The sequence below is a fragment of the Occultella kanbiaonis genome, from assembly GCF_009708215.1.
GTDB classification, from domain to species: domain Bacteria; phylum Actinomycetota; class Actinomycetes; order Actinomycetales; family Beutenbergiaceae; genus Occultella; species Occultella kanbiaonis.
In genome coordinates this window covers 2,997,778-3,013,404 of sequence record NZ_CP046175.1, presented here as the reverse complement: position 1 = coordinate 3,013,404, position 15,627 = coordinate 2,997,778, and the positions used below count along the sequence as shown (strand labels likewise).

Here is a 15,627-nt window from a genome sequence, read left to right as displayed (position 1 = left end):
GTCCCTCAGTGCAGGCAGCAGATCCCGGGTCCTCGACCGCGCCCTCAGGGCCGTCCAGCCCACTCGAGGCCACGCACCGCGGGGCCGGCGCCACGATGACCGACTTCGCCGGGTGGCAGATGCCGTTGCGGTTCGCCGGCGACCTGGCCGAGCACCGGGCCGTTCGCGAACGGGCGGGTCTGTTCGACCTGTCCCACATGGCGCAGCTGGAGGTGACCGGTCCGGAGGCGGCGGCGGCCCTCGACGGCGCCCTCGTCAGCGCCGCGTCCCGGCTGCGCGTCGGCCGGGCCCGCTACACGATGATCACGGCCGGCGACGGCGGGATCCTCGACGACCTGATCGTGTACCGGCTCGACGAGCACGAGTTCCTGGTGATCGCGAACGCGGCGAACCGGCTCACCGTGCTCGACGAACTCACGAACCGGAGCGAGGGCCGTCAGGTGGCGGTGGTCGACCGCACCCCGCAGCGCGCCCTGATCGCGATCCAGGGGCCGGCCGCCGCCGGGGTGCTCGCCCCGCTCATCGACGCCGACCTGGGCGAGTTGAAGTACTACGCGAGTGTGTCCGCGTCCTTCGCCGGTGGTGTCCCGACGCTCGTGGCCCGCACCGGGTACACCGGCGAGGACGGGTTCGAGCTCGCCGTCCCCGCGGCGGCCGCCGTCGACGTGTGGGCCCGGCTGCTCGACGCCGGGGCCGAGGCCGGGGTGCAGGCCTGCGGCCTGGCCAGCCGGGACTCCCTGCGCCTGGAGGCCGGGATGCCCCTCTACGGCCAGGAACTGACCGCCGGACTGACCCCCTACGAGGTCGGCCTCGGCCGGGTGGTGCACCTCGACCACGAGTTCCTCGGCCGGGACGCGCTCGCCGAGCGGTCCGAGCATCCCACCGGGACCCGCCTCATCGGACTGCGTGGCGACGGCCGCCGCGCCGCCCGCGCCGGCAGCCCGGTCCTGGCCGCGGGATCGGTGGTCGGCGCGGTGACCTCCGGTGTGCTGTCGCCGACGCTCGGCCACCCCGTCGCGATGGCGCTGGTCACGCCCGCCACCGAGGACGCCGTCGCCGTCGGCCAGGTGCTGGACGTGGACGTGCGCGGCAGGTTCCAGCAGATGACCGTCGTGGAGCTACCGTTCTACCGTCGCCCAGCGACCACCTGACCGAAGTCCCGACCCAGCCAGACGCATTGAGGAGCGAGCCGTCATGAGCGTCCCCGCCGACCGCCAGTACACCGCCGAGCACGAGTGGGTCACCGTCGCCGACGGCGTCGCCACCGTGGGCATCACCGCCTACGCCGCCGACGCCCTCGGTGACGTCGTCTACGTCGACCTGCCCTCCGTCGGGGACTCTGTCACCGCCGGCGACACGTGCGGTGAGATCGAGTCCACCAAGTCGGTCAGCGAGCTCTACGCGCCGGTCACCGGCGAGGTGCTCAGCGTGAACTCCGAGGTCGTGGACAGCCCCGAACTCGTGAACACCGCGCCGTACGAGGGCGGCTGGCTGTTCACGGTCCGGATCGAGGCCGAGGGTGACCTCATCGACGCCGCCGCCTACACCGAGATCACGAAGGCCTGATCAGCTCCCCATGACCGCCACGCCCGAGTTCCCCGCCCGCCACATCGGAATCGACGCCACCGCCACCGAGCACATGCTGGGGGTGATCGGCCGGCCCAGCATCGAGGCGCTGCTCGAGGCGGCCGTCCCGCCTGCCCTGCTCGGCGACGGCGTGCCGGCGCTGCCGGACCTGCCCGCCGCCACCTCGGAGGCGCAGGTGCTCGCCGAGTTGCGGGCCATCGCGGACCGGAACACCGTCCGCACCTCGATGATCGGGCAGGGCTACTACGACACCCACACGCCCTCGGTGATCGGCCGCAACGTGCTCGAGAACCCGGCCTGGTACACGGCCTACACGCCGTACCAGCCGGAGATCTCACAGGGACGGCTCGAGGCGCTGCTGAACTTCCAGACGATGGTCATCGACCTGACCGGGATGGACGTGGCCGGGGCGTCCATGCTCGATGAGTCCACGGCGGTCGCCGAGGCCATGCTGCTCGCCCGCCGGGTGGTGCGTGGCGAGGGTGGCCGGTTCTACGTCGACGCGGACACCTTCGCCCAGACCAAGGCCGTGCTGGCGACCCGGGCCGAGGCGGTCGGCATCGAACTCGTCGAGTTCGACGCGGCGGGCAGCCCCGACCTGACCGACGCGTTCGGGGTGCTGCTGGCCTACCCGGGCTCCTCGGGCGTGGTCCGGGACCGCGACGCCCTGGAACGCTGGATCACGGCCGCGCACGACTGCGGTGCGCAGGTGGTCTTCTCCGCCGACCTGCTCGCGCTCACCCTGATCGAGGCGCCGGGCACGCTCGGCGCGGACATCGTCGCCGGCACCACCCAGCGGTTCGGGGTGCCGATGGGCTTCGGCGGCCCGCACGCCGGATACCTCGCCGTGCGGGAGAAGGCCCAGCGGCAGCTGCCCGGCCGGCTCGTCGGCCTGTCCAAGGACGCCGACGGCGCACCCGCGCTGCGGCTCGCGCTGCAGACCCGGGAACAGCACATCCGGCGGGAGAAGGCCACCTCCAACATCTGCACCGCTCAGGTGCTCCTGGCCGTCATCGCGTCCATGTACGCCGTCTACCACGGACCCGAGGGCCTGACGGCGATCGCTCGCCGGGTGCATGAACGCGCCCTGGCCGTGGCCTCCGGTCTCACCGCCGTCGGTGTGCACGTGCGCCACGCCGCGTTCTTCGACACGGTGACGGTTGAGGTCCCCGGCCACGCCGACGCGCTCGTCGCCGCCGCCCTCGAGCGCAACATCACGCTCTGGCGCGCCGACGCCGACACCGTCGGCGTCGCCTGCGACGAGACCACCACCGAGCAGACCGTCGCGGACCTGCTCGACGCGGCCCGCGCGGTCCTGCCCGGCGCCACCCCGGACGCGACCGCCGCCGCCGGGACCACGGGCGGCTCCGCCGTCGGGGCCTCGGCCCTCGGCCTGCCGGCGGACCTGGCCCGCAGCACCGAGTTCCTGACCCACCCGATCTTCTCCAGCCACCGCTCCGAGACGCAGATGATGCGGTACCTGCGGCGGCTCTCGGACCGGGACTACGCCCTCGACCGCGGCATGATCCCGCTCGGCTCCTGCACCATGAAGCTGAACGCGGCGACCGAGATGGCCGCGGTCACGTGGCCGGAGTTCTCCCGGATCCACCCGTTCGCACCGACCGCGGACGTGGCCGGCTACCTCGAGCTGATCGATGGGCTCGAGACCGCCCTGGCCGGGCTGACGGGCTACGCCGCGGTGAGCGTGCAGCCGAACGCCGGGTCCCAGGGCGAGCTCGCGGGGCTGCTCGCGATCCGCGACTACCACGCCGACCGCGGCGACGACGATCGCCGGGTGTGCGTGGTGCCGGCCAGCGCGCACGGCACGAACGCGGCGTCGGCGGTGCTCGCCGGCCTGGAGGTGGCCGTCGTGCGGACGGCGCCGAACGGGGATGTCGACCTCGACGACCTGCGCCGGGTGCTCGCCGCCCACGAGGGCCGCGTGGCCGCGATCATGGTCACCTACCCGTCCACGCACGGTGTCTACGAGCACGGCATCACCGAGCTGTGCGACCTCGTGCACGACGCCGGTGGGCAGGTCTACATCGACGGGGCGAACCTGAACGCGCTGGTGGGCGTGGCCGGTCCCGGCGCGTTCGGCGGTGACGTCTCCCACCTGAACCTGCACAAGACGTTCTGCATCCCGCACGGCGGCGGCGGACCCGGCGTGGGCCCGGTGGCCGTGGCCGAGCATCTGGTGCCGTTCCTGCCCGGGCACCCGCTCGCACAGGCGGGCCGCCGGGCGCTGCGCAGCACCGGCACGATCAGCGCCGCCCCGTACGGCTCGCCCTCGATCCTGCCGATCAGCTGGGCGTACCTGCGGCTGATGGGCACGGCGGGCCTGCGGGCCGCGACCGGCGCCGCGGTGCTCTCGGCGAACTACGTGGCCGCCCGGCTCGACGAGAAGTACCCGGTGCTCTACCGGGGCGAGCACGGCCTGGTGGCGCACGAGTGCATCCTCGACCTGCGCCCGCTCACGGCCGCCACCGGCGTCACCGTGGACGACGTCGCCAAGCGTCTCGTCGACTTCGGGTTCCACGCGCCCACGATGAGCTTCCCGGTCGCGGGAACCCTCATGGTCGAGCCGACCGAGTCCGAGGACCTCGGCGAGGTGGACCGGTTCATCGACGCGATGCTCGCCATCCACGCCGAGGCGAGCGCGGTCGGGGACGGGACCTGGCCCGCCGACGACAACCCGCTCGTGAACGCCCCGCACACCGCCGTCTCGGCGCGGGGGGAGTGGGACCACCCGTACTCGCGCACCCAAGCCGTCTACCCCGCGGGCGCGACGCCGGACAAGTACTGGCCGCCGGTCCGCCGGATCGACGGTGCCTACGGGGATCGCAACCTGGTGTGCGCCTGCCCGCCCATCGAGGCGTACGCGTAGCGGGCGGGAACATTCCGGGGGGCCGGGCGCGTTGAGACAACTGTGGTCGAACCGCCCGGTCATTGGACGGGCCGAGACGGCCGCTCCGGTTATAATTGTAGGGCTGCGACTTACAGAACACCGGTCGCCCTCCATCCCCCGCCGAAAGGTTCTCTGTGTCGTCGCCTCTCAGTCCTGATGTCGTGCTGCCCCGCGAATACGAACATACCGCTCTGCAGAACGCCTTCAGGTCCGGCCTGACGAGGGGATACGTCACAGCCGCCGAGTTCCGCGCGGCCTGCGAGGACGCGAACGTCAAGCCCCGCCGTCTCAAGGAGGTCCTGGGCGCAATGCACGAAGCCAAGATCAGCGTGACCGAAGTTCCCGACCGAGCGGTCGCGAACGCCGCGACCCGGTCCGGTGCCACCACCGCGACCGTCGAGAAGCCGAAGACCACCACCCGCAAGACCGCCTCGAAGTCGACGGCGCCCGCCACCTCCGACGCCCCCGCCGAGGCGGAGGCCGCCGAGCAGGCGCCGGCCAAGGCCACCCGCGCAAAGCCGGCGACCAAGGCGTCCGCGGCCAAGGCGAAGACCACCCGGGCGAGCAAGGCCAAGCTGGCCGCCGTCACGTCGGCCGACGAGGCCGAGCCGGAGGAGGCGGAAGCCGAGGCGCCGGCGGACGGCGAGGCCACCGCGAAGCCCGGCGACGAGGACAAGGGCTTCGTCTACTCCGACTCCGACGACGACGACGCACCCGCCCAGCAGGTCGTCACCGCGGGCGCCACCGCCGACCCGGTCAAGGACTACCTGAAGCAGATCGGTAAGGTCGCGCTGCTGAACGCCGAGCAGGAGGTCGAGCTCGCGAAGCGGATCGAGGCCGGCCTGTTCGCGGACGAGAACCTCGCCGAGTCCGGCGACGGGATGGACCGCAAGCTCAAGCGAGAGCTCGAGTGGATCGCCATGGACGGCCGCCGGGCCAAGAACCACCTCCTCGAGGCGAACCTGCGGCTCGTGGTCTCCCTCGCGAAGCGGTACACCGGCCGCGGGATGCTGTTCCTGGACCTGATCCAGGAGGGCAACCTCGGTCTGATCCGCGCCGTCGAGAAGTTCGACTACACCAAGGGCTACAAGTTCTCCACGTACGCCACCTGGTGGATCCGGCAGGCCATCACCCGCGCCATGGCGGACCAGGCCCGCACCATCCGGATCCCGGTACACATGGTCGAGGTCATCAACAAGCTCGCCCGCGTGCAGCGTCAGATGCTCCAGGACCTGGGCCGCGAGCCCACGCCCGAGGAACTCGCCAAGGAACTCGACATGACCCCGGAGAAGGTCGTCGAGGTGCAGAAGTACGGCCGCGAGCCGATCTCGCTGCACACCCCGCTCGGCGAGGACGGCGACTCCGAGTTCGGCGACCTGATCGAGGACTCCGAGGCCGTGGTGCCGGCGGACGCGGTGAGCTTCACGCTCCTGCAGGAGCAGCTGCACGCCGTGCTGGACACGCTGTCCGAGCGGGAGGCCGGCGTGGTCTCGATGCGGTTCGGGCTCACCGACGGCCAGCCGAAGACCCTCGACGAGATCGGGAAGGTCTACGGGGTCACCCGGGAGCGGATCCGCCAGATCGAGTCCAAGACGATGTCGAAGCTGCGTCACCCGAGCCGCTCGCAGGTGCTGCGCGACTACCTCGACTGATACCGCCAGACACACGGAGGGGCTGTTCCCGGGCGAACCGGGAACAGCCCCTTCGGTGTGTTCGGGTGGGTGCTACGGCTCAGAGCGCGCCACCGGCGGCCTCCGGCGCGTCGGCGGACTCGCCGGCGTCCCCGATGGACTCGCGGGCGACGAAGTTCTCGAGGTCGAACAGGTTCTGGCCGGCGCGCTGGGCCACGGTCAGCAGCGTGGACGCCGAGGAGACCTCCTCGACCTGCTCCTTGAGGAACCACAGCATGAACTGCTCACCGAGGGCGTCTCCCTCGGCGCGGGCGGCCTGGAAGATCGCCTCGATCTGGCTCGTGACCTGCTTCTCCTGGTTGAGGGCCAGCTTGATCGGCTCGACGGCGTCGCCGAAGTCGTTCTGGACGGTCGAGCCGGCGGGGATGATGACGTTCAGGTCCCGGTCGAGCATGTACTGCACGATCATCATCGCGTGGTTGCGTTCCTCGACGGACTGCCGGTAGTAGTGCGCGGCGAGCTGCGGCAGGTCGTGGCTGTCGAACCAGACGGCGATCGCGACGTACTGCGTGTGGGCGTCGAACTCGTGACCGATCTGCTCGGTGAGGAGTCGGACGTAGGTGGATCCTTCTGCGGTGGTCATGGTGCCCACGCTAGTTCGCGCCGGGCCGGCCACGCCAGGTGGCGCGGCGCATCAGAGCGTGTCGCGCCGGGCACTCAGGACGAACCGGGGCGCGACGTCCCGGAACTGCTCGCCGCGCTCGAAGGCGGCGTGCAGGTCCCGTAGCGGGGCCTCGTAGCGGGCCACGTCGAAGTCGGGGACCTGCCAGGGAATGATCCGCAGGTACCAGATCACGGCGCCGACGTCGGTGAAGGTGTGGCCCGCATCATGGGTCTGGGCCCGCTCGAGCGTCAGGCCGGCTCGGCGCAGGCCCGCGGCGAACGGTTCGAGGTCGACGTCGGCCGGAACGTCCGGCCCGCTGCCACCGAGGGCCGCGTTCAGGCGGGTGCCGTCGGCCGAGCCGACCTGCTGGGTGAGGAAGACCCCTCCCGGCGCCAGCACGCGGCTCACCTCGGCGGCGTCGTACGCCTCGTGCCGATCGAGGATGACGGCGAAGGTCGCGTCGGGCAGCGGCAGCCGGGTCGCGTGGTCGGGCGGCAGGGCGTGGACCCGCACGCCGTGCGAGGCCAGGGTGGCACGGGCCGCGACTGTTCCCGACTGGCCCGCGGCCAGCCCTCGGTGGCCGCGGACCCGGGCGGGAACGGGCCGAGCCCGGCCAGGAACTCACCGCCGCCGGTGCCGAGGTCCAGCACCGGTCCGCCCGCCTGGGCGACCGCCGCGCGGGCCAGCCTGGCGAAGTCCCAGGGCAGGGCGCCGTCGACCACCCGGCCGTGGACGGGCGTGAAGTCGAAACCCTCGATCGGTGTGCTCAGCGCCCACTGGACGTACTGCTCGAACGAGGGCATCGGTGCCTTCACGGCCGGTCGGTACGGATCAATGCCGGTTGCGGCCGGACACTGCCGGGCGGGCGCGGGCCGCAGCCGGGCGGCCGCGCACCCACCGGGTCAGCGCTGGTCGGACTTGGGCTCGGACAGGAGCCGGTCGGACTCGTCGTGGATGTGGGTGGCCACCTGACCCAACGCCTCGGCGTGCTTGCGCCCGTGGTGGGCGCAGAAGAGGAGTTCGCCGGTCGGCAGGAGTACACGCACGTAGGCCTGGGCACCGCATGCGTCACAGCGGTCGGCCGCGGTCAGCTCGGGGGTCACTTGGTCTGCTGTCAGTACGCTCACAGTCACATGTAACCATCGCCTTCCGACATTCCATCCGTTCACAGGGGTGAGTTCGCTCACCGCGTATCCCGGCCCGGCGCGGGCCGGCCGGTCTGCACCGCCCCGTCCACCGAATCCGGATGGCAATACCCTGGTTTCGGGCCACCCACGCCTACGATGAAGGGGTGTCATCCACCTCAGCAGACTCCAGTTACACCGCGCGCCATCTCTCCGTCCTGGAGGGACTTGAGGCGGTCCGCAAGCGTCCCGGCATGTACATCGGTTCCACGGACTCCCGCGGTCTCATGCACTGCCTCTGGGAGATCATCGACAACTCCGTCGACGAGGCTCTGGAGGGTGCCGGGGACGCGATCGACATCGTGCTGCACCCGGACTCCTCGGTGGAGGTCCGCGACAACGGGCGTGGCATCCCGGTGGACAACGTCGCGAACCTGGGTCTGAGCGGCGTGGAGGTCGTGTTCACGAAGCTGCACGCCGGTGGCAAGTTCGGCGGAGGCTCCTACGCCGCCTCCGGTGGGCTGCACGGCGTCGGCGCGTCCGTGGTGAACGCCCTGTCCGCACGCCTCGACGTCGAGGTGGACCGGTCCGGCAAGACGTACAAGATGTCCTTCCACCGCGGTGAGCCCGGCACCTTCGCCGACCGCGGCACGCCCTCGCCGGACGCGCCGTTCACCCCGTTCACCGATCACTCCGAGCTGAACGTGGGCGGACGGGTCAAGCGCGGGGTCAGCGGCACCCGGGTGCGATACTGGGCGGACCGGCAGATCTTCCCGGAGTCGGCCGCGTTCTCCTACGACGAGCTGGTCACCCGGGCGCGGCAGACGTCGTTCCTGGTCCCCGGGCTGTCCCTGACCGTCCGTGACGAGCGTGGGCTGCCCGGCACGCCGGGCGCCGACGGCCCGGTGGAGGAGGTCTTCAAGCACGACGGCGGCGCCGTCGACTTCGTGGAGTTCCTCGCGGCGGACGCATCCGTCACCGACACGTGGCGGCTGCAGGGGACCGAGACGTTCACCGAGACCGTGCAGCAGCTCGACGCCAAGGGGCACCTGCGCCCGGCCGAGGTCGAGCGCAGCTGTGAGGTGGAGGTCGCGCTGCGGTGGGGCATCGGCTACGACGCCGAGGTCCGCAGCTTCGTGAACATCATCTCCACCCCCAAGGGTGGCACCCACCTGGCCGGGTTCGAGCAGGGGCTGCTCAAGACCGTGCGCAAACAGGTCGACGCGAACGCGCGCCGCCTGAAGATCTCCGGCAAGGACGCCAAGGAACGCGTTGAGAAGGACGATGTGCTCGCCGGCCTGACGGCCGTGGTCACGGTGCGCCTGCCCGAGCCGCAGTTCGAGGGCCAGACCAAGGAGATCCTCGGCACCGCCCCGGTGCGGGCGATCGTGTCCAAGGTCGTCGACCGGGAGCTGGAGGCGCTGCTCACCTCGAGCAAGCGGCACGAGAAGGTCCAGGCCGCGGCGGTCCTGGACAAGGTGGTGGGAGAGATGCGGGCCCGGGTCGCGGCCCGCGCCCACAAGGAGCTCTCCCGCCGCAAGAACGCCCTGGAGACCTCCACCCTGCCGGCGAAGCTCGCGGACTGCCGCTCGGACGACGTGGAGCGTTCGGAGCTGTTCATCGTCGAGGGGGACAGCGCCCTCGGCACCGCGAAACTGGCCCGCAGTTCCGACTTCCAGGCCCTGCTGCCGATCCGCGGCAAGATCCTGAACGTCCAGAAGGCCTCCCTGGCGGACATGCTCAAGAACGCCGAGTGCGCCTCGATCATCCAGGTGATCGGCGGCGGCTCCGGGCGGACGTTCGACCTGTCCACCGTGCGGTACGGCAAGGTGGTCCTGATGACGGACGCGGACGTCGACGGCGCGCACATCCGCACGCTGCTGCTCACGCTGTTCTTCCGGTACATGCGCCCGCTCGTTGAGGACGGCCGGGTGTACGCGGCGGTGCCGCCGCTGCACCGGGTGGAGACCAGCGCGCAGGGCTCGCGCAAGGGTGACATCACCTACACCTACTCCGAGGCGGAACTGCACAAGTACCTGGCCAAGCTCGAGCGGTCCGGTCGCCGCTACAAGGAGCCGATCCAGCGGTACAAGGGCCTGGGGGAGATGGACGCCGACCAGCTCGCCGAGACCACGATGGACCCCGCGCACCGCACCCTGCGCCGGGTCACCATGGCCGACGTCGAGGCCGCGGAGACCGTGTTCGAGTTGTTGATGGGCAACGATGTGGCTCCCCGGAAGGACTTCATCATCGCCGGCGCCGATGACCTGGACCGGGACCGGATCGACGCGTGATGACGACGACGGCCCCGCTCCCGGGGGCCCATCTCGGCCTGACCTGGCGCGCCCTCACGGCGGCGGACGTGGACACGGCCGCGGCGCTGGCGGCCCGGGCCGAGGCCGTCGACCGCTCCCTGCACCCGTTCACGCGGGGCCGGATCGAGGGCCTGCTGCTCACACCCGGCACCGAGCCGGAGCGCGACTCGCTGGCCGGGTTCGACGGCGCCGGGGTGCTTCGCGCCGCCGGCGTGCTCCAGACCGAGCCCTCCCATCCGCGGGTGATGCTGTGGGCGACCCTCGACCCGGCCTGGCGTGGCCGCGGCGTGGGGCGGGCGCTGCTCGGCTGGCAGGAGGGCCGGGCCCGGGAGATCCTCACGGCCGCGCCGGGGCGTGGGGGCCGGATCGGCGTGCTCGTGGACGAGCACCTCGCGGACCGGCGGCGCATGTGCGTCGCCGCGGGTTACGCCCCGACACGCACCGTGCACAATCTCGAGCGTGCCCTCTCGGGTGACGAGCGCCCGCCCGCGCCCGGCGTCACCGGTCCGGCAGGAGTGCGAATCGTCGGCTGGTCCGCGGCCGCCGGCGACGGCGCGAGAGCGGTCCACGACGTGGCGTTCGACCGGGTCGCGGCACAGGACCCGCAGCTCTGGTCGGGGCTGCTGCGGCGGTTGCGCCCGGCGTGGTCGTTCGTGGCGATGGACGGCGCCGAGGTCGTCGGATTCGTGATCTCCAGCCACGACCCGGACGACGGCGACGCCCGCGTGGCATACAGCGATCTGCTCGCGGTGCGGCCCGATCGGGCCGGTGCCGGGATCGGGCGCGCTTTGCTCACCACGGCCCTGCACGCATACTCTGCCGATGACATGGACGTGGCCCGGCTGGATGTCGATGCCAGGAACCCGGCGCGTGACCTCTACGCGGGGTTCGGGTATCGGCTCCGCGGCTCCGGCGTGCTGTACTCGATCGAACTGTGAGACCTGACGTGCACCTGATCCACCACCCCCGCCCGCCGCGTGCGCGGACCGCTTCCTCGCCTGCGTCCACCCCGGCGGCCGGATGACCCAGGACAACGCGCCCGACCTCGCCCCCCTCGCCGAGCGTGCGCGGGCCCCGCGCCTGCTCACGCTCCCGTCCGCGGAGACCGGGCTGACCTGGCGGGCCCTCGACGTCGGTGACGTGCAGGAACTGCACGCGTTGTTCGCCCGGGTCGAGTCCCACGACAACCCGCCCTACCGGACCACGCTCGAGGAGGCCGCGGAGACGTTCCAGGGCGCCTGGAAGGACGCGCCGAACAACACCCTCGGCGGGTTCGACCCGGCGGGGACGCTCCGGGCGTACGGCACGGTGACCGCGCAGCCCGGTGACGTGCGTTCGGTGCGGGCGTTCCTCGAAGGGGGCGTGGACCCCGACCGGCGGCGCCAGGGCATCGGTTCCGCGGTGCTGCGCTGGCAGGTGGACCGGTCCCGCCAGGTGCTCGCCGCGTCCGGCAAGGACGTCCCGGGCCGGATCGTCGTGCACGTCGAGGACGGCATGACGGACTCGGTGCGGATGCTGACGGAGCAGGGCTTCAGCCCGCGGCGCTGGTACACCGAGATGCGCCGCGACCTGAACCTCGACCTGCCGGCCGTGAAGCTCCGGAGCAGCCTTGACCTGGTGCCCTGGTCCGCCGAGCTCGACGACCAGGTCCGGCTCGCCCACAACGAGTCCTTCCGCGACCACTGGGGCTCCGAGCCGCACACCGTGGAGACCTGGCAGGAGGGCCGCACCTACTTCGCCCCCACCTGGAGCTTCCTCGTGCTCGACCGGACGAGTGACCGCGCCCAGGTGGCCGGCTACCTGCTCTCCGGACGCTACGAGCAGGACTGGGACTCCCTCGGTTGGACCGAGGGATACATCGATATCCTCGGCGTCCGGCGCGAGTGGCGCGGCCAGCGGATCGCGACGGCGCTGCTCGCCCGTGCGATGGCGGCCTACCGTGAGGACGGCATGGAGTACGCCGGTCTCGGCATCGACACCGACCAGCCGACCGGTGCCTTCGGCCTCTACGGCAACCTCCAGTTCGAGCCCACCCGAGGTTCGACGATGTATACGATCGAGGTGTGATCGGGACGGTGCGTCAGGTCCTCCGAGGACTGAGTCGGCGGACCATGGTGCTCGGCGGGGCCTACGTGGCCGTGGGCGCCGTCCACCTCGCCTCGCGACTGGTCGACGGCGGCGCGGGCGTGGCCGGTGTCTCGCAGGTCCTGCTGATGCCCGCGCTCGGTGCCGCCTTCGTCTCCGCGATCGCCGACCTCGGACCGGTCCGGCGCCGCACCGTCGCGCTCGTGGCGGCCGGGATGGCCGCGTCCTGGGCCGGGGACACCATCCCCAGGTTCGTCACCGGCGATGCCGGCTTCCTCGGCATGGTGGGCGGCTTCCTGGTGGCCCAGGCCTGTTACCTCACCGCGTTCGCGCCGTACGCGGCGAAGGCCTGGCGACGGCGGCCCGCGTCCGTGCTCGCTGCCGGCGCGGTGTTCGGGGCCGGGTTCGGCGCCCTCACGGTGTGGTGCCTGCCCGAGGCCGGCTTCCTCGGCGGGCCGGTCGTCGGCTACGGCCTGCTCCTGGCCGCGATGGCGGCGGCGAGCACCACCGTGAACCGGGTCACCGCCGTCGGCGGCGCGTTGTTCTTCGTCTCCGACGCGATGATCGCACTGAACACGTTCTCGCTCTGGTACTCCTTCGGCGCGCACCACCTGGGCGTGATGAGCACCTACATCGCGGCCCAGGCGCTCCTCGCGACCGGCGTCGTGGCCGTCCTCGCCGCCGACCGGCCGGATCCCGCGCCACCCGCGCAGGCCCGCGCGACGAACCCCACCGCGGACCCCGACGTGGACAACGCGGCGGAACCGGCCGCCGTCGCCGACTGACCCACGCGCCCCGCCGACGAGCCCCGGGTCTCAGCCCAGGCCGGCCACGGGAGCAGCGAGGGCGGTGCCGGAGCCGTCCCGGCGGTCCACGGGCGCCGGCAGGTCGACGCTCTGCCCGCCGGAACCGACGGCCCGGACCGGGGCAGGGGCCACGGACGCCAGGTACAGGGTGTCCTCGCCACGCAGGAACCGGTGCGCGCGGACCCCTCCGGTGGCGCGGCCCTTGCCCGGGTAGAGCGCGAACGGGGTCACCTTCGCGGTGCCCGGCACCGTGCCGGGCAGTGCGCCGGAGGACCCGGCCAGGGTGACCACCTGGGCGGCCGCGGCCGCGTCGGCCGCGAGCGCCCCGAAGAACACCACTGTGTCCCCGGCGGCCAGCTTGATCCCGGCCATGCCCTGGCCGCTGCGGCCCTGCGGGCGGACCGCGCCAGCCCCGAAGTGCAGCAGCTGGGCCTCGGCGGTGACGAACACGAGCTCGTGGTCGTCGGCGGCGTTCACGGCACCGACGACCTCGTCGCTCTCCTTGAGGGAGATGACCTCCCACGCGTCGCGGTTGCCCGGGCGGTCGGCGGTGACCCGCTTGACGACCCCGTCCCGGGTTCCGAGGGTCAGCGGCGGCGCGGCATCGTCCAGTGGCGCCAGGCCGACGACCCGCTCGCCCTTCTCGAGCAGCAGCACCTCGCTGGCCGGCACCCCGCCGGACAGGCTCGGCGGCCCGTCCGTCGGCGGCAGCGACGGCACCTCGATGACGGAGAGCCTCAGCATCCGGCCGGTGTTCGTGACGGCTCCGATCTCACCCCGGGCCGTCGCGGCGACCTCGGCCCGGAGGGCGTCATGAGCCGCGCGATGCCCGTCCCGCCGGGGCGGCGCGTCGTCCGCGGTGCGCGCGAGCAGGCCGGTCGCGGACAGCAGCACCCGGCACGGCGCGTCCGCGACCTCGAGGTCCGGCATGGCCGCCGCGGACCGCCCGGACCGGGGGGCGCCGTCGGCCGCGGCGGTGGCGGTGGTGCCGCTGGACTCCAGCAGCACCGTGCGTCGTGGCGTCCCGTGCTCGGCGGCCACCTGGGCCAGCTCGTCGGAGACCACCTGCCGCAGCAGGTCCTCGTCGGCGAGGATCGCGCGCAGCTCCTCGATCTCCCGGGCCAGCTCGGCGCGCTCGGCCTCCAGCTCGATCCGGGAGAACTTCGTCAGCCGGCGCAGCCGCAGCTCAAGGATGTACTCGGCCTGGGGCTCGGACAGGTCGAACACCGCGATCAGGCGGGACCGGGCGGCCTCGGCGTCGTCGCTGCTGCGGATCACGGCGATCACCTCGTCGATGTCCGCGATCGCGATCAGCAGCCCTTCCACCAGGTGCAACCGGTCGATGCGCTTGCCGAGCCGGAACTCGGTCCGGCGGCGGACCACGTCGTAGCGGTGCTGCACGTACACGGTGAGCAGCTCGCGCAGACCGAGGGTCCGCGGTTGCCCGCCGACGAGGGCCACGTTGTTGATCCCGAAGGACTCCTCGAGCGGGGTCAGCTTGTACAGGTGCGCGAGGACCGCATCCGCGTTGAACCCGTTCTTCACCTCGACCACGAGCCGAAGCCCGTTAGCGCGGTCGGTGAGGTCGGTGACCGCCGAGATCCCCTGCAGCTTCTTGGACTGGACGGCGTCCTTGATCTTCTCGATGACCCGCTCCGGTCCCACCAGGTAGGGGAGCTCGGTGAACACGATGCCCTTGCGCCGCGGGGTGAGGTTCTCGATCCGGGCGCTCGCGCGGGTGCGGAACGAGCCGCGGCCGCTCGCATAGGCGTCCCGGATGCCCTCGAGGCCGACGATCTTCCCACCGCCGGGCAGGTCCGGGCCAGGCACGAACCGCATCAGGGCCTCGAGGTCCGCGTCCGGGTGCGCGATCAGGTGCCGGGCCGCGGCGATCACCTCGACCAGGTTGTGCGGCGGCATGTTCGTGGCCATGCCGACGGCGATCCCGCTGGCGCCGTTGACGAGCAGGTTCGGCAGCGCCGAGGGGAGCACGTCCGGCTGCGTGAGCTGATTGTCGTAGTTCGGGACGAAGTCGACGACGTTCTCGTCCAGGCCCGCGGTCATCACCATCGCGGCCGTGGCGAGCCGGGCCTCGGTGTACCGGGGCGCCGCGGGACCGTCGTCGAGAGAGCCGAAGTTGCCGTGGCCGTCCACGAGCGGCAGCCGCAGCGAGAACGGCTGGGCCATCCGGACCAGGGCGTCGTAGATGGCCGTGTCCCCGTGCGGGTGCAGCTTGCCCATCACCTCGCCGACCACTCGTGCCGACTTCACGTGCCCGCGGTCGGGCCGCAGCCCCATGTCGGCCATCTGGTAGAGGATCCGGCGTTGCACGGGCTTGAGCCCGTCCCGGGCGTCGGGCAGCGCCCGCGCGTAGATGACGGAGTACGCGTACTCGAGGAACGATCCCTGCATCTCCGCGGAGACGTCGATGTCGATGATGTTCGTGGGATCGGAGCCGGGGGTGGTGCCGGTGGTGCGTCGTGCCATGGGTCCATTCTCACCGATCA

General features: G+C 72.1%; 13 protein-coding genes. 8 read left to right on the top strand and 5 right to left on the bottom strand.

Features of this window, described 5'->3' with window-relative positions; genetic code table 11:
- Positions 1 to 8: 8 nt before the first annotated feature.
- The 4 genes from gcvT (at position 9) to GKS42_RS13855 (ending at position 6,147) form a co-directional block, all read left to right on the top strand.
- The gene (gene gcvT, locus GKS42_RS13870; RefSeq protein WP_232847663.1) at positions 9 to 1,151 is read left to right on the top strand and encodes a glycine cleavage system aminomethyltransferase GcvT; all 1,143 of its coding nucleotides are present in this window, start codon (positions 9 to 11) and stop codon (positions 1,149 to 1,151) included.
- Positions 1,152 to 1,194: 43 nt separating this feature from the next.
- Complete coding sequence (gcvH, locus tag GKS42_RS13865) at positions 1,195 to 1,566, top strand: glycine cleavage system protein GcvH (protein WP_154794354.1); 372 nt, start codon at positions 1,195 to 1,197, stop codon at positions 1,564 to 1,566.
- Between the two features lie 10 nt (positions 1,567 to 1,576).
- A complete protein-coding gene (gcvP, locus tag GKS42_RS13860) occupies positions 1,577 to 4,474 on the top strand; it encodes an aminomethyl-transferring glycine dehydrogenase (protein WP_154794353.1) in 2,898 nt (965 codons plus the stop codon).
- Positions 4,475 to 4,803: 329 nt separating this feature from the next.
- Positions 4,804 to 6,147 carry an RNA polymerase sigma factor gene (locus GKS42_RS13855; RefSeq protein ID WP_154794352.1) on the top strand — a complete coding sequence of 448 codons (1,344 nt, stop codon included), beginning with the start codon at positions 4,804 to 4,806 and terminating at the stop codon, positions 6,145 to 6,147.
- A gap of 79 nt (positions 6,148 to 6,226) precedes the next feature.
- On the opposite strand, the gene GKS42_RS13850 is transcribed toward GKS42_RS13855, so the two are convergent.
- From GKS42_RS13850 to GKS42_RS13835, 4 genes are all read right to left on the bottom strand, one after another.
- Positions 6,227 to 6,769 carry a ferritin gene (locus tag GKS42_RS13850; RefSeq protein ID WP_154794351.1) on the bottom strand — a complete coding sequence of 181 codons (543 nt, stop codon included), beginning with the start codon at positions 6,767 to 6,769 and terminating at the stop codon, positions 6,227 to 6,229.
- A 51-nt stretch (positions 6,770 to 6,820) separates the two neighbouring features.
- Positions 6,821 to 7,303, bottom strand: a complete 483-nt coding sequence (locus GKS42_RS13845) for a class I SAM-dependent methyltransferase (protein ID WP_154794350.1) — start codon at positions 7,301 to 7,303, stop codon at positions 6,821 to 6,823.
- Positions 7,195 to 7,605, bottom strand: a complete 411-nt coding sequence (locus GKS42_RS13840) for a hypothetical protein (RefSeq protein ID WP_154794349.1) — start codon at positions 7,603 to 7,605, stop codon at positions 7,195 to 7,197. Before GKS42_RS13840 ends, GKS42_RS13845 begins: the two co-directional genes overlap by 109 nt.
- An 87-nt stretch (positions 7,606 to 7,692) precedes the next feature.
- Complete coding sequence (locus GKS42_RS13835) at positions 7,693 to 7,917, bottom strand: DUF7455 domain-containing protein (RefSeq protein WP_231955771.1); 225 nt, start codon at positions 7,915 to 7,917, stop codon at positions 7,693 to 7,695.
- A 164-nt stretch (positions 7,918 to 8,081) separates the two neighbouring features.
- Here GKS42_RS13835 and GKS42_RS13830 point away from each other — a divergent pair, with 164 nt between their 5' ends.
- From GKS42_RS13830 to GKS42_RS13815, 4 genes are all read left to right on the top strand, one after another.
- The gene (locus tag GKS42_RS13830) at positions 8,082 to 10,208 is read left to right on the top strand and encodes a DNA gyrase/topoisomerase IV subunit B (RefSeq protein WP_154794347.1); all 2,127 of its coding nucleotides are present in this window, start codon (positions 8,082 to 8,084) and stop codon (positions 10,206 to 10,208) included.
- On the top strand, positions 10,208 to 11,167 hold the full coding sequence (locus GKS42_RS13825) for a GNAT family N-acetyltransferase (protein WP_232848105.1): 960 nt from the start codon (positions 10,208 to 10,210) through the stop codon (positions 11,165 to 11,167). The genes GKS42_RS13830 and GKS42_RS13825 overlap by 1 nt, the downstream gene beginning before the upstream one ends.
- Positions 11,168 to 11,249: 82 nt before the next feature.
- The gene (locus GKS42_RS13820) at positions 11,250 to 12,296 is read left to right on the top strand and encodes a GNAT family N-acetyltransferase (protein WP_154794345.1); all 1,047 of its coding nucleotides are present in this window, start codon (positions 11,250 to 11,252) and stop codon (positions 12,294 to 12,296) included.
- A complete protein-coding gene (locus GKS42_RS13815) occupies positions 12,293 to 13,099 on the top strand; it encodes a lysoplasmalogenase family protein (RefSeq protein WP_210769185.1) in 807 nt (268 codons plus the stop codon). The genes GKS42_RS13820 and GKS42_RS13815 overlap by 4 nt, the downstream gene beginning before the upstream one ends.
- Positions 13,100 to 13,129: 30 nt before the next feature.
- Here the strand turns inward: GKS42_RS13815 and GKS42_RS13810 are convergent, their stop codons facing one another.
- Complete coding sequence (locus GKS42_RS13810; RefSeq protein ID WP_154794344.1) at positions 13,130 to 15,607, bottom strand: DNA gyrase/topoisomerase IV subunit A; 2,478 nt, start codon at positions 15,605 to 15,607, stop codon at positions 13,130 to 13,132.
- Positions 15,608 to 15,627: the final 20 nt, after the last annotated feature.